This window comes from Pseudoramibacter faecis (genome assembly GCF_036289405.1).
GTDB lineage: Bacteria > Bacillota > Clostridia > Eubacteriales > Eubacteriaceae > Pseudoramibacter > Pseudoramibacter faecis.
In genome coordinates this window covers 110,931-124,213 of sequence record NZ_JAYFFI010000003.1, presented here as the reverse complement: position 1 = coordinate 124,213, position 13,283 = coordinate 110,931, and the positions used below count along the sequence as shown (strand labels likewise).

Sequence of the window (13,283 nt, the reverse complement as noted above, 5' to 3'; positions counted from 1 at the left end):
AACAAGGAAAGGATTTTGACTATGGATAAGAAAGAATTAATAAAAGCACTAAAAAAAATGGATACTGCAAGCATTTCTGATGCAATGGATAAACTGGGAATTCCATGCGGATTGTTGGGAATTCAGGCGGTCGTAGAAGGCAATAAAATCTGCGGAGAGGCATTTACAGTACACTATATTCCATGTGGTATGGACAAAGGAAATGTAGGAGATTTTATTGACGATGTAGAACCAGGACAGGTTGTTGTAATCGATGACGGCGGAAGAACTTATTGCACAGTATGGGGAGATATCATGACTTACACGGCCAAAACCAAAGGAATCGAAGGAACTCTGATTGATGGCGTTTGTCGTGATGTAAATGGTATCAAGGAACTGGGCTACGGAATCTATACAAAAGGAAAGTATATGGTTACAGGAAAAGAGCGTGTGACAGTTGATGCTGTGAATATTCCTGTTGCAATTTCAGGAGTTCAGGTACGTCCTGGAGATATCATACTTGGAGATGATTCAGGTGCGCTGGTAGTTCCAAAAGAAAAAGCTGAAGAAGTGCTTGCAATTGCCCAGCATATTGAGGAAGTAGAGCAGAAGATTATTGCTGAAGTTAAGTCTGGCAGCACACTTAAGACAGCCAGAGAGAAACTCGGTTATCATAAACTTCAGTCAAAAGAAGCATAGGAGGAAAATTATGGGGGGGAATTTTGGTAAAAAATTTGCGGCAATATTTTCACTTTCCGCAATTATGTATGGTGCATATGTAGGTCCTGGATTTGCTTCCGGTACACAGACGGTATCTTATTTTAATAACAAGGGATTTATCGGTATTTTTCTTGGACCTCTTGTGGCGGGGATTATGTGTTTTGTTTTCAATCTCCTGCTTTTCGAGATTAACCGGATTTATAAGCCTGATTCTTACAGGGAAGCCTACAATACAATTTATCGTCCAAAGGGATTGCAGATTTTCTTTGGAACCTTTAAAGAGTTACAGGTCATTGTGGTCGTATTAATTGCACTTTCTGCACAGATTTCCACAACAGCGGTTCTTTTAAATCAGATATTCGGTCTGCCTAAAATAGTGGGAACGGTTGGATTCTGTCTGTTGGTACTGCTTTTTGCGCTATGGGGTGCAGGGGTACTTAGAAAAGTAGGAACGATTTTAGGACTGGCAATTCTTGTTATATGTGGATATGTGGCGGCAGTTTGTTTTGGAAATGCAGTCCCGCTTGCAACAGGCTATATGCAACAGCATATTTCCTATACAGAGTATGGCTTTTCCGGAATCCAGGCATGGTTTTCAATGCTTATGATCGTTGTATTCTTTATGAACGGCTATGAAGCCTGTGTGCCGGCCTCAAAAGGAATCATTGAAACAAGAAAGGATGTATTAATTGAATCTATTGTGACAGCTGTATTATGTGCAGGTTCAACGATGATTTTTACTTTCATATTCGCAGCCGGTATGCCTGATATTATGAAAGAAGAGATTCCGACCCTCTGGGCGATTAACAATCTTTCAGGTTCAGGATGGATTTCAAGGATTTTATATGCTGTGTTTGCTATTGCAGCAATGCTTTCAAGCTCAGTTGCCTTTATCTTTACAGTTTGTAACCGTTTTGAACCAATTATAGAAAAGAGATGGACAACCAGTAATTCATTCATGAGAAAATTTGTGATTGCCATTATCTTTATTCTGATATGTACATTTGGTTCAAGCTTTGGATTACTTAATATTATCAAATATGGATATGGTACATTTACACTGATTGTTGGTCCAGTTATGCTTGTCCCACTCATTATCAGTGTTCCATACAGACTGTGGAAAGATAAAAAGGATGGTATTTTAGACGAAAACTATGAATTAAAAGAAGCTTCAGAAGGGTAGATGGATTATGAATCTGACAGAAGAATTAAAAATAGAATTAATAAAATTACCAACTGGAAATATTGCAGACAATAATAGCCAGACACCGAATCAGGGTGTAATGGATACAGCAATCAAACCGGTTGATTCTAAGATGAAAATGATTGGACGTGCCTTTACTGCCCAGTGTTTCCCGGGAGATAATCTGGCATTACATCAGGCAATCTATGCAGCAAAACCTGGCAATGTACTGATTCTGGATGTACATGGATATACCAACGCCGGACATTTTGGCGATATCATGGCAACAGCCTGTAAACAATATGGACTTGCAGGTGTGGTAATTGATGGAAGCTGCAGGGATGCGGAGGATATAAAGGAATTAGGCTTCCCGGTATTTGTAAGAGCATTTAATCCATCTGGCACAGTAAAAGAAAGCCTTGCTAAAATAAATATTCCGGTGCATTGCGGAGGTATTGTGGTAAATCCTGGCGACATCGTCTTTGGCGATTGTGATGGAATTGTAGTCATTCCGCAGGAACAGGAAGACACTGTATTTAAGAAAGCACTTGATAAATTTCAACATGAGCAGGAAATTGTGAAGCAGTTAAATGCGGGAAAAACAACATTGGAAATATATGGATTTGATAAAATAATAGAAGCCCAAAAGAAAATCTCCTAGGCTTATATTTGACAATGAATACTTCGCTATCAGACCTGATGGCGGAGTATTCTCTATTTTCAGGGGCTGGAGGAATTAACTTGAGCAATAATAAGGACTTTACAAAGGGAAATATATCCACCTATCTGGTGAGTCTTGCGATTTCTCTGATGGCAGGAAATATATTGCAGGAATTCTACAATACAATTGATGCGTTTGTAGTTGGACGTTTTGCAGGAAAAGAGGAATTTGCAGCTATAGGAATTGCAGGAACTGCCATGAATTTATTTTTATTTGCACTGGTAGGCTGCTGTAATGGGTTTTCAATTCTTTTTGCGCAGGCATGCGGGCAAAAAAACATGATTGAATTGCGAAGGCAGCATTTCAGTGCCTTAGTTGCCGGAATGGGGTGCTCACTGTTTCTCACGTTTATAGGGCTTGTCTGTATGAACCCATTGTTAACACTGTTACAGACACCCGAAGACCTATATGGCTATATAGCTTCTTATCTTTTCTGGATATTCTTAAGTTTTCCGGCTGTTTTTTTCTATAATCTGTTTGCATCGCTTCTTAGAGCCTCAGGAGACACCAAAGCTTCATTATTTGTTTTAATTGTGTCTGTGATTATAAATCTGGTATTGGATGTGATTTTAGTTGGAAAATGTCAAAAGGGAATAGAAGGCGCTGCAATTGCAACAGCAGTCACACAGATTATTTCAGCAGTCCTTTGTTTTGTCTATTTGTGGAAAACACACCACGAAATGATATTACAGCGGAAGGACTGCAACAGTAGCCATAAGGATATTCTTAAATTTTTGAAAACCGGTCTGATTACAAGCCTTCATCAGAGCAGTCTGTATCTTGGGAAATTGCTGGTTCAGGGAACTGTAAATACAGGTGGTACTGATGTGATTGCGGCATATACTGCAGCAACCCGTATTGAAGGTTTTGCTAATTCAATCGGAGGCAGTGGATCTGTCTCAACATCAATTCTGACCGCCCAGAATTACGGAGCTGGAAAACATGAGCGTGTACAAAAAACATTTTGCTGCAGCCTGAGCTGGCTTGCCGGAACCGGTGTTTTAGCTGCACTCGTCATGTTTATTTTTGCACCACAGACCATTGCTCTCATGCTGGGAAATAATAGTGGTACCTCTTTTGAAGAAGGAATCCGGTATCTTCGCCTGATTGCAGGCTTTTATCTGTTTTGCTATACTGGAAATACATTTACAGGTTACTATAATGGCATAGGAAAAGTATTCGTGCCTTTTATTGGTGCAGCCGGTCATATTTTCATTCGTGTTGTGATTTCATGGTTTTTGTTCCCTGTGATGGGCCTTGGCTCAGTGGCACTTGCAACAGGAATAGGCTGGATGCTTGTGAATTGTTTTTGGAGTATTGTTTACAAATATCTGAAAAAACACAGAAAATCTGTGCCTCTATAAGATAATAAATTGTTATGATCATTTTTGGTGATTGCCTGTAATATGTTCCAGCATAACGATACTTTCAATAAAATCCTTTATTTTCTAAAAGCATGATTTAAGTATTTGGGAAAAATTGTTAATATAAGAATTATTATTTTTCCAAAGGGCACAGTAAGTTTTTTATGTTTTCTCTATTTTGGACAAAAAGAATTCTACATTTAATAAAGGTGAGTTGTATATTCCCCAGCAGATTCAGGAGAAAGCGATTGGGGGTGATGGCGAATTGTCACTGGTTTTGTCAGAGATTCTAATAAAAATGAACTACGTTTAAAAAAACCATTTTATTGGATCATTCAAATATAATTCGTAAATTTTATAACAAAAGTGCTGCTGCAAATTGCACCAGCACTTTTAAAGTCAAAATGGTTCTAATGAATCTTCTGAATCTACCTACATCCGCATAATTCCATCAAGGTATAGTTTTGTATATTCAAGTGGTTCATCAATAGCGGAGCATATAGTCAGCACTGGTATATACATCAATACTGTTTTGTTGTGGATTGTATTCTGCAAATGTCGTTCTCATCGTATCAAATCTCCTTTTTGTTCAATCAATCATCAGTTACAAAAATCAGAAGCATTTCAATCAGTTCACCATGTCAATTTTATTTTGTGTTATACTGTTTTATAGGATTTCCTTTGTCTCCGCTGCCGCTTCGGTCGGCACAGAGCAGATGGTGCTGTATATCCAGTGGATATGCGTTTAGCACGGACCGAAACGGAGTGTAGACCCACCGGACATCTTGTGCCTTTGTTTTTTCCCTTATCAGAGTTCGTAAGCTCATATGGGAAGATGAAGATATAACACAAGGGAAAGCTCACCTGCGACGAACTTAGTGTTTTCAGAGGCTTGAGATATGTTTGATAATAAAATATAACTATTATTAATCCTCTTGGAATAGATGAAATCTCAATTCCGGTTTATGGAGAGCAAACGATGGACAGAATAATTCCCAAAATCGGTGCATGTGATGGCAATAGGATTTCAACTATGGGAGCAAAGTCAATGAACATAGGATACATAGGGAGGTAACAATTATGGTCGGAATTGGGACGGGAAATACAAAGCACTGCATTGAAAAGCTCGTATCCCTTTTGGACCGAAATGCGAAAGCTCTCCCATTGGAAAACGACGATATCATTGACCATATCAAGAGCGAGAAAATGATTGTGTTAGGGTATCCGACGCAATTCTCAAATGCGCCTTTTTTATGGTTAGGGATTTTATTGAATCCAACGGCGATATATGGAGTGGAAAGCAGGTTTTATGTGTTGCAATCATGAGAGCTTTCAGCGGCGATGGCGCAGGATGTACGGCACGGTTATTAAAGAAGTACGGTGCTGTCATTTTGGGCGGTCTGCATATGCATATGCCTGATTCTGTTTGTGATAGCAAGCTATTAAAGAAATCCATTGAAGAAAACAGAAAAATCGTGATAGCCGCAGATGAGAAAATAGAAAAAACGGCACGAGACATACAGCGTGGAAAATATCCAAAAGAGGGAATCTCGTTTTTCTCTCATATGGCTGGATTGTTCGGGTAGAGACTGTGGTTTTCGGGCAAAACAAGAGGGTATTCCGATCAATTAAAAATAAGTAAAAAGTGTGTCGGCTGTGGTTTATGCAGCAAAATCTGCCCGATGCACAATATTACAGTGAAAGATAAAAAGCGGTTCTAAGCAATAAATGTACCATGTGCTACCGCTGCATCAGTCAATGTCCGAGGCAGGCAATTACGCTTATTGGAGATAAAGTACAAGAACAATGCCAGTTTAGTAAGTATGTAACATAAATTTCGGGGACATATCTTTGGCGTTCTGATGATCGGCAGCGGGCATAAGGTGTGGAAAGAGAATTGCGTCTGCTGAAGCAAAGGAAATATTTAAGTAGTATTTGGGGAATAGACGCGACGAAAGGCGTGCCCAATACGATGATTTTGGTATGGGAAATATCGGGCTTATCGCAAGGAACTCGGCTACAATCTGTGTCGTAGGAGGTAATGTTATGCAGATGATTAAAGCATTCAATGAAACCATCCGCTATATTGAAAGCGAACTGGATGGCGTAATTGATGAGAGCCGGGTCGCTGTGCTGTCAAGTTATTCCTATGCCATGTTCAGCAGATTGTTTTCTATTCTGACAAACATGACGCTGTCGGAATATATCCGGCTCAGGAAGCTGACGAAGGCAGCCATGGAGATCAATGAAACAAATGCAAAAATCATTGACATTGCCATGAAGTACGGCTACGAATCACCGGATTCTTTCACGAATGCTTTTAAGAGTTTTCATCACGTTACGCCTACAGAAGTACGGAACGGAGAAGCATACCGGGTCGTTTCTCCCATTCAACTGACGCTCAGCGTAAAAGGAGGAAAACATATGGACGTGAAGATCCAAAAGAAAGGTGGATTTGCCGTGGCCGGGGTCAAACTGGACAATATCGAGTCCTCGTCTTGTCCGGTGGTTTGGGATCAGCTCTACAAAAAGTACGATCACGACACCCTTTCCCGCTTGGGGAACGGGCAACTCTATGGGATGTGCTTTGATGTGGAAAAGCCAAACAAGATCAACTATATGGCTTGCTACCATGTCAATGACGTTTCAAGGGCAAGAGAAATGGGGTTTGAGGTCAAGGAGATCAAGGCGGCGGAATATGCTATCCTGTCACTAAAGGGGCCTGTTCCCACCTGCATCCACGAGGGTTGGAAATACGCTATGGAAGTGTTCTTGCCGGAGCAGGGCTATATGCATGCGGGAACGCCTGACTTTGAGGTTTATTCTGAGGGAGATATGTATAGCCCCGATTATAAGATGGAGCTTTGGATTCCCCTTGCCAGGAAAGAATAATTTGTAACCAAGAGAGCGGCGGTCAGCAGTTAATGGTGCTGTTGTGTTCTCCACATAATAACCGAATATCTTCAAACCGGCTGGTTTTCTGAATGAAAATCAGCCGTTTTTTACATAGCCGGGTGTTTCCCTACAAAGGAGCATCCGGCTTTTTCTATTTCAGATCGGAGGTGAGATCAAATGACAAACGAGGAACTGAACACAAGGCTCTATGAAAAGATGTCCGCCGAACAGATGAAGTACCGGGACTGGCTTCTGGCGCTGCCGCCTACGGACATCCTGAGCCATGCCTACGAGTACAGTGTCCGGGAGGACATTGTGATGTGCATGGAGGAAGCGGAGCTGCCGGAAAAACAGGCCAGGGCGCTGCTGCGGTCAAGGTCTCCGGTATCTGATGTTTTCAAGTCCTGGTCGGACCGGGAGACAGACTACATGGACCAGGTCCGCAACACGCTGGAAAACAGGGCCAACGAGATCATCCGGGCGGATTTCATCAGAGCGCGCCGCGAAGAAAGGTAGGTGGTTTTATGCCCTATATCCCACCGGAGGTAGTGGCAAAGGCCAGGGAGATGGACCTTTACACCTACCTGAAGAACTATGAGCCGCAGGAGCTGGTCCACTTCGGCGGCAGCACCTATTGTACGCGCAAGCATGACAGCCTGAAAATTTCCAACGGCAAGTGGTACTGGTTTTCCCGCGGGATCGGCGGGCGCTCTGCCCTGGATTATCTGATCAAGGTCAGGGGGCTGCCGTTTACCGAGGCAGTCGAGCGTACCGCCGGGAGCAACGCAATATCTCCGCCTGTTCCTGCCACCCATCCAATGTCAGAGGTAAAGACCCTGCTGCTTCCGGAAGCGAGCCCTACGGCGGACCGGGTGATCCGGTATCTGGCCGGGCGCGGAATTGACCGGGATTTGATTGACTATTGCATCAGCACCGGCAGGCTCTATGAAAGCCTGCTCCACCACAATGCCGTTTTTATCGGCATGGACCGGTACGGGAAACCCCGATATGCCAGCCTGCGGGGAACCGGAACGGATTTCAAAGGTGAAGCGACCGGGAGCGACAAGCGGTTTTCGTTCAGCATCCCGGCAAAAAGCAAAAGTGATACCCTCCATCTCTTTGAGAGCGCCATTGACCTGCTATCCTATGCCACGCTCCGGAAGATGGAAGGCGCGGACTGGCGGGAGGAACACCTGCTCTCCCTTGCCGGGGTCTACAAACCGAGGGCGCAGCTTCAGGAAAGCTCCCTGCCTCTGGCGCTGAAAGAATATCTGAAAGACCATCCTGAAATCCGCAGGATCATCCTGCGGCTGGATAATGACCACATCGGGCGCATGGCGGCTAATGCGCTGACGGAGATGTTATCCGGACAGTATGAAGTTGCCACATGCCTGCCACCGGGCGGCAAGGACTACAACGATTATCTTTGCCGTCGGAAAGGGATCGGCAAGCAGCAGAATCAGGAAAGGAGCGATGTACGATGAAAGAATACGAAGTAACGATCACCGAAACGCTGAAAAAGACTGTTACCGTGGAGGCAGAAAGCGAGCAGGATGCCAGGGACCTGGTAGACACTCAATGGCGTAACAGCGAGCACATTCTGGATGCTGACTATTTTCAGGGTGTTGAGTTTTCTGCCCGCCCTAAAAGACGCAGCAGGGATATGGAACGCTGACCTTTCTTTTCGGCTGGTGGTAACTGTTCGACCATGCGGGAGAACGGAACTGTCATATACCAGCAAGCATCGCCTTTGTGAGAGCACAAAGGCCGCTTGTCAGGGGCAGCCCCTGAAACCCCTGGTAAATGTACCTTGAAACACATGTATTTTCTGAAAGGAGCGAATCAATGAAGATGGAAATTGAACCCAAAACCCATGTGGATGAGGAGAAGCAGCTAAGGCGTCTGCTTGCCTATCAGGAGCAGATCGAAAAATGCGGGAAAGGAGCACAGAAGAAATGAACGAGACAAGGATGTTTGCAGATGATGTCGCAGCAGGGATCATGGCATATTTCCCGGAAGATCATCAGATGCAGTGCCGGGTCATTGAGACAAAGAAGAACAACAACGTGAGCCGTGTCGGGATCACCTTCCATGAAAAAGGGGATCATGTCGGCCCGGTGATCTACATGGAGCCCTACCGGGAGGCCGCGATAGACGGCAGGCCGATGAACGAGATCATGGGTGAGATCGCGGATGTTGTAACCCGTGCCAGGGACAAAACGGGGCTTATCGGCTCCCTGGACTACGGGGATTATGAGAGCGTCAAAGAGTACCTTTCCGTGACGCTGGTCAACGGGAGGGATAACCGGCAGATGCTCTCACAGATGCCGCACCGCCGGATGGAGGACCTTGCACTGATCCTGGAACTGAAATTTCCGATGGAAGAAGGAACCGGGAGCGTCAAGGTCAGCCAGGAGCTGATGGAGCATTGGGCTGTTGACACGGACACGTTGTTTTCGCAGGCGCAGGCAAACGCCATGGAAGCGGAACCGCCCTGCATGCAACGGCTGGAGGAAACCATGCTCGCCCTCGCACTCGGCAGCGACGCGGCACCAAACCTGCTGGAGCAGGAAAACCCGGCACCGGAGGAAACGCCCTCGCAGCTCTATGTCCTCTCCAACGTGAGCAAGAACAAAGGGGCCGCCGTCCTTTCCTATCCGGGCGTCCTGGGAAAGGCGGACCGGCTGCTCCCGGAGGGCTTTTTTATCCTCCCATCCTCTGTCCATGAGCTCCTGCTCGTCCCCAAATCCCCGGAGGTCAATGCGAAAGAACTCGGAGAGATGGTGCGGGCCGTCAACCGCTCCCAGGTGGCGAAGGAGGACCAGCTTTCGGACCGCGTGTATGAATATGACAGGGAGGCCGGGACGATCCGGCAGGTGCCGGAATCCGTCAAACAGAAAGAGGCAAGGGAGGCGGCGCGATGAGAAAACGAAATGTCCCCATCCTGTTCCGCTTAAACAAAAAGGAAGCGGAGACTCTGGATAAAAACGTGAAACGCTGCGGCCTGACCCGTGAGGCGTACCTGCGGCATCTGGTGGCGGGCTTTGCCCCAAAGGAGGCCCCGCCCCCGGACTACTACTCCATGATGCGGGAGCTCTACGGGATCGGGCGGAACCTAAACCAGATCGCGCAGAAAGCCCATGCCCTGGGCGTGATCGACGCGGGCCGGTATGACACCGAAGCGCGCAGGCTAGAGGCGGCGGTCAAACGGATCACGGATGCGGTTATCCTGCCGGGGCCGCTGGAAAACACGGGGGCCCCCGCGAAGCCCGCTTCGTGGGGAAAAGGAACACCCGCGCAGCGGCAAGCATTCCGCCATTCATGGCGGAAGCGAAAAGCAAAGCGAGGTGTGACGTGGCAACCATCTCTCTTTGGCGGGTCAATGGCTGGCTCGGTAAGGTGGTGATCTATGTCGAGAACCCGGACAAGACGGAAAATCCCGCCTTTTATGAAAAGCCCGACATGGAGGACGCGCAGATACAGGGGTTATCGGATGTGATCGCGTATGCCGCCAATCAGGAAAAGACGCAGATGGAGGATGGAACTCTTCTTCAGAACTTTGTCTCCGGTGTCAACTGTCTGCCCGCCACAGCTCGTGAAGAAATGCTGGCGGTAAAGAAACGCTTCGGCAAGGAAAGCGGTACGGCAGCCTACCACGGCTACCAGAGCTTTGCTCCCGGCGAAGCCACGCCGGAGATCGCCCACGAGATCGCGGTCAGGCTGGCAAGACAGCTTTGGGGAAATAAGTATCAGGTCCTGGTCGCCACCCATCTGGATAAGGAAAACCACCTGCACAGCCATTTCGTGATCAACACGGTCTCCTTTGTGGACGGGATCAAGTTTCACCGCACGGAAAAGGACTATTACGACATGCGCCGGGCCTCCGATGAATTATGCCGGGAATACGGCCTGTCCGTGATCGAGAACCCGAAGCCGGGGAAATCCAAACACTACGGCGAATGGCGGGCCGAGCAGGAGCAGCGCCCCACCTGGCGCGGGCTGGTCCGGTCTGACGTGGATGAGGTCATCCGGCAGTCCATGACCGAGCGGCAGTTTTATGACGCCCTCAAAAAGAAAGGCTATGAGATCAAGACGGGCAGAGATATTTCCGTCCGCCCGCCCGGCAAAGAGCGGTTTGTGCGCCTTGCCCGGAACTTCGGGGAGAAATATTCCCCGGAGGGCATCCGGGACCAGATCCTGCGGCAGGACCGTCCGGCCCGCAGGGACACGGAAAAAGCCAGTTCCCCGCTGAGGCCAAAGGCCACGGGGTTCCGCGCCCTGTATTACCACTACTGCTACCTTTTGGGCATATTCCCGGAGAAAAAGCCCAAAGGCCAGAACAGGCGGCTCCATTTCCTGCTCTGGGAGGATTTATTGAAAATGGACGCCATATCCGAAGAAGCAAGGCTGCTTGCGCGGCATCAGATTGATACCGCCGGGCAGCTTTCTTCCTATAAAGAAACGCTGGAAGCGCGGATCGAAGCCGTGACCGGAGAGCGGAAAGACCTTTACAAGAAACAGCACACCGCCGCTGTGAAATCGGATGAGGAAACGCCCACCGAGGTCAGGGAAAGAATCGACGCGCTTACGGAAGAATTGAAAGGGCTCAGGAAGGAGGTGCGCCTATGCGATGACATTGCCGTCCGCTCCGGCGTCATGAGCGGGAAGTTACAGGCAATCGAGGAAGAAGAAAAATCCAGAGGAAAGGAGACGAAACGCGATGAACGGATCAGGAGACGCGGCTGAACAGGTCGTAAGGCTCAGCCTTGAGGGCACGGAAGTGGTTCTGAAGCTGACCGGAACAGCCGCCAAGAACATTGCCGCCGCCCTCTATACCACCTTAAAGAACAGGGATAAGAATAAGACCGCCGGGCACCAGCGGCTGACTGCCATGCTGAAATCCGGCAAGGAGCTAAAGGTGTTCTCCGTCGGGGAGGAGCACTTAAAGCAGTTTACCAAAGAAGCCAAGCGCTACGGCGTGGTCTACTGCGCTTTAAGGGGCAAGGAGCAGGCCCCGGACGGCCTGGTGGACATCATGTGCCGGGCGGAGGACGCCTCCAAGATCAACCGGATCGTGGAGCGGTTCAAGATGGCGACGGTGGATGCCGCTTCCATCAAACACGAGGTGGAGCAGTCCCGCAAGGACAAGACCCCAGCAGCGCCGGAGCAGGCAAAACCGGAGAAGGCCGCCGAGGACCGTATGGTGGACGACATCATGGGAAAACCCATCCGAAAGGAGGAACGGGAATCCCCAAACCCCTCCGCGGCGAGGACGGAAAAATCCCCTCCGTCCGCGCCTACCTCAAAGAGGCCGCCAAGAACCGCCGAGGGTACTTCTAAAAAGGCGGAGGACCGTCCCTCCGTCCGCGGGGAACTGCGGGAGATCAGGGCGGGCCGCCAGGAAAAGAAGGAGGAAACGGTACGGAAAGAGCCGGAGCGGTCCCCGAAGGGCAGCAGCCCGAAAGTGACTGAACACAAACAGCCGCAGCGAAAGAAAAAGAGTAAAACGAAAGCGAGGTAAATTCCATGAATAACTTTGATGATCTGTTTGAAAACGGCGGGAACACGGAGTTCCCGGACCAGCCCTTTGACAAGGACGCCTGGGCGGAGAAAAAGCAGGCGGAGCGCCAGGAGGTCTACGCCCTTGCGGACGAAACCACAAGGGAGGTCAGCACGGACGGGGAACGCTACAAGGCGTTCCTGGATGTAAAAGCCCGCCTGATCCATTACACCGCCACCAACACTCTGCTGGTGCTGGCACAAAAGCCCATGGCGACCCAGCTGAAAGAGTTTGACGCATGGAAAGGGATGGGAGCGTCTATCCGCAAGGAGGAAACCCATATCAAGATTCTGGAGCCCGGCAGCAGCTATGAGCGTCAGGATGGAAGCATTGGCACCGGCTTTAACGTCAAGCACGTCTTTGATATCTCCCAGACCACGGCAAAGCCCAGGCAGCGCCCGAACCCAGTCCGGGACGACCGCCAGCTCCTCTCGGCGCTGATCCACAAGGCTCCGGTGCAGATCCAGGGCGTGGACGAGCTGCCGGACGGCATGGGCGAGCTCTATGACCACGCGCAGGACGTGATTTTCGTCCGCCGCGGCATGGAGGCCCATGACATCTTCCGCAGCCTCTCCAAAGAACTGGCCCACGCGGAACTTGCCTACACCACCCCGGACTACAACCGGCAGGACGTGGCTTTTGCCGCCTACAGCGCCTCCTATGTGGTATGCAGGCGGTACGGCGTTGACGTGTCCGGCTACAATTTCACAAAAATGCCGGAGCGGTTCCAGGAGGCGGACCCGAAAGACATCCGTGCGGAGCTCTCCGCCATCTGCGATACGGCAAAGGAGATCACCGGCAGGATGCACCGGGAGCTGGAAAAGGACAAGGCCCCGAAGAATAAGGATAAGGAGCGGTGAG

General features: G+C 48.5%; 16 protein-coding genes. All 16 read left to right on the top strand.

Going from position 1 to position 13,283, the window contains the following annotated elements:
• Window positions 1–21: 21 nt before the first annotated feature.
• The 16 genes from V3C63_RS04270 to V3C63_RS04205 all read left to right on the top strand — a co-directional run bounded on the left by V3C63_RS04270 (window position 22) and on the right by V3C63_RS04205 (window position 13,282).
• Window positions 22–678, top strand: a complete 657-nt coding sequence (locus V3C63_RS04270; RefSeq protein ID WP_329886577.1) for an RraA family protein — start codon at window positions 22–24, stop codon at window positions 676–678.
• Window positions 679–688: 10 nt separating this feature from the next.
• Window positions 689–1,882 carry a hypothetical protein gene (locus V3C63_RS04265; RefSeq protein WP_329886576.1) on the top strand — a complete coding sequence of 398 codons (1,194 nt, stop codon included), beginning with the start codon at window positions 689–691 and terminating at the stop codon, window positions 1,880–1,882.
• A gap of 7 nt (window positions 1,883–1,889) precedes the next feature.
• On the top strand, window positions 1,890–2,543 hold the full coding sequence (locus tag V3C63_RS04260) for an RraA family protein (RefSeq protein ID WP_329886575.1): 654 nt from the start codon (window positions 1,890–1,892) through the stop codon (window positions 2,541–2,543).
• Window positions 2,544–2,623: 80 nt separating this feature from the next.
• Window positions 2,624–3,967 (top strand): MATE family efflux transporter, encoded by a 1,344-nt coding sequence (locus V3C63_RS04255; RefSeq protein ID WP_329886574.1) that lies wholly within the window; start codon window positions 2,624–2,626, stop codon window positions 3,965–3,967.
• 1,253 nt (window positions 3,968–5,220) lie between these two features.
• The gene (locus V3C63_RS11750; RefSeq protein ID WP_425355338.1) at window positions 5,221–5,553 is read left to right on the top strand and encodes a hypothetical protein; all 333 of its coding nucleotides are present in this window, start codon (window positions 5,221–5,223) and stop codon (window positions 5,551–5,553) included.
• 3 nt (window positions 5,554–5,556) lie between these two features.
• Window positions 5,557–5,688, top strand: coding sequence for a 4Fe-4S binding protein (locus tag V3C63_RS11745; RefSeq protein ID WP_425355347.1), 132 nt, complete (start codon window positions 5,557–5,559; stop codon window positions 5,686–5,688).
• Window positions 5,689–5,702: 14 nt separating this feature from the next.
• Complete coding sequence (locus tag V3C63_RS11740; RefSeq protein ID WP_425355337.1) at window positions 5,703–5,801, top strand: hypothetical protein; 99 nt, start codon at window positions 5,703–5,705, stop codon at window positions 5,799–5,801.
• A gap of 212 nt (window positions 5,802–6,013) precedes the next feature.
• Window positions 6,014–6,859, top strand: a complete 846-nt coding sequence (locus V3C63_RS04245) for an AraC family transcriptional regulator (protein ID WP_329886573.1) — start codon at window positions 6,014–6,016, stop codon at window positions 6,857–6,859.
• Window positions 6,860–7,039: 180 nt separating this feature from the next.
• Window positions 7,040–7,378 carry a DUF3848 domain-containing protein gene (locus V3C63_RS04240; protein ID WP_329886572.1) on the top strand — a complete coding sequence of 113 codons (339 nt, stop codon included), beginning with the start codon at window positions 7,040–7,042 and terminating at the stop codon, window positions 7,376–7,378.
• 8 nt (window positions 7,379–7,386) lie between these two features.
• Entirely contained in the window at window positions 7,387–8,346 is a 960-nt protein-coding gene (locus V3C63_RS04235) for a DUF3991 and TOPRIM domain-containing protein (RefSeq protein ID WP_329886571.1), read from the top strand.
• Window positions 8,343–8,537, top strand: a complete 195-nt coding sequence (locus V3C63_RS04230; RefSeq protein ID WP_329886570.1) for a DpnD/PcfM family protein — start codon at window positions 8,343–8,345, stop codon at window positions 8,535–8,537. The genes V3C63_RS04235 and V3C63_RS04230 overlap by 4 nt, the downstream gene beginning before the upstream one ends.
• Window positions 8,538–8,817: 280 nt before the next feature.
• Window positions 8,818–9,786 carry a DUF5688 family protein gene (locus V3C63_RS04225; RefSeq protein WP_329886569.1) on the top strand — a complete coding sequence of 323 codons (969 nt, stop codon included), beginning with the start codon at window positions 8,818–8,820 and terminating at the stop codon, window positions 9,784–9,786.
• Window positions 9,783–10,268 (top strand): plasmid mobilization protein, encoded by a 486-nt coding sequence (locus V3C63_RS04220; RefSeq protein ID WP_329886568.1) that lies wholly within the window; start codon window positions 9,783–9,785, stop codon window positions 10,266–10,268. Before V3C63_RS04225 ends, V3C63_RS04220 begins: the two co-directional genes overlap by 4 nt.
• Window positions 10,217–11,608: a relaxase/mobilization nuclease domain-containing protein gene (locus V3C63_RS04215; RefSeq protein WP_329886567.1), complete on the top strand. Its 1,392-nt coding sequence runs from the start codon at window positions 10,217–10,219 to the stop codon at window positions 11,606–11,608. The genes V3C63_RS04220 and V3C63_RS04215 overlap by 52 nt, the downstream gene beginning before the upstream one ends.
• Window positions 11,583–12,383: a PcfB family protein gene (locus V3C63_RS04210; protein WP_329886566.1), complete on the top strand. Its 801-nt coding sequence runs from the start codon at window positions 11,583–11,585 to the stop codon at window positions 12,381–12,383. The genes V3C63_RS04215 and V3C63_RS04210 overlap by 26 nt, the downstream gene beginning before the upstream one ends.
• A gap of 5 nt (window positions 12,384–12,388) precedes the next feature.
• Window positions 12,389–13,282, top strand: coding sequence for a hypothetical protein (locus V3C63_RS04205; protein ID WP_329886565.1), 894 nt, complete (start codon window positions 12,389–12,391; stop codon window positions 13,280–13,282).
• The last annotated feature ends 1 nt before the right edge of the window (window position 13,283 follow it).

Coding starts and splice junctions, on each gene's coding strand:
- V3C63_RS04270 (WP_329886577.1), top strand. CDS start 22: ATGGATAAGAAAGAATTAATAAAAGCACTAAAAAAAATGGATACTGCA.
- V3C63_RS04265 (WP_329886576.1), top strand. CDS start 689: ATGGGGGGGAATTTTGGTAAAAAATTTGCGGCAATATTTTCACTTTCC.
- V3C63_RS04260 (WP_329886575.1), top strand. CDS start 1,890: ATGAATCTGACAGAAGAATTAAAAATAGAATTAATAAAATTACCAACT.
- V3C63_RS11750 (WP_425355338.1), top strand. CDS start 5,221: ATGGTTAGGGATTTTATTGAATCCAACGGCGATATATGGAGTGGAAAG.
- V3C63_RS11740 (WP_425355337.1), top strand. CDS start 5,703: ATGTGCTACCGCTGCATCAGTCAATGTCCGAGGCAGGCAATTACGCTT.
- V3C63_RS04245 (WP_329886573.1), top strand. CDS start 6,014: ATGCAGATGATTAAAGCATTCAATGAAACCATCCGCTATATTGAAAGC.
- V3C63_RS04240 (WP_329886572.1), top strand. CDS start 7,040: ATGACAAACGAGGAACTGAACACAAGGCTCTATGAAAAGATGTCCGCC.
- V3C63_RS04235 (WP_329886571.1), top strand. CDS start 7,387: ATGCCCTATATCCCACCGGAGGTAGTGGCAAAGGCCAGGGAGATGGAC.
- V3C63_RS04230 (WP_329886570.1), top strand. CDS start 8,343: ATGAAAGAATACGAAGTAACGATCACCGAAACGCTGAAAAAGACTGTT.
- V3C63_RS04225 (WP_329886569.1), top strand. CDS start 8,818: ATGAACGAGACAAGGATGTTTGCAGATGATGTCGCAGCAGGGATCATG.
- V3C63_RS04220 (WP_329886568.1), top strand. CDS start 9,783: ATGAGAAAACGAAATGTCCCCATCCTGTTCCGCTTAAACAAAAAGGAA.
- V3C63_RS04210 (WP_329886566.1), top strand. CDS start 11,583: ATGAACGGATCAGGAGACGCGGCTGAACAGGTCGTAAGGCTCAGCCTT.
- V3C63_RS04205 (WP_329886565.1), top strand. CDS start 12,389: ATGAATAACTTTGATGATCTGTTTGAAAACGGCGGGAACACGGAGTTC.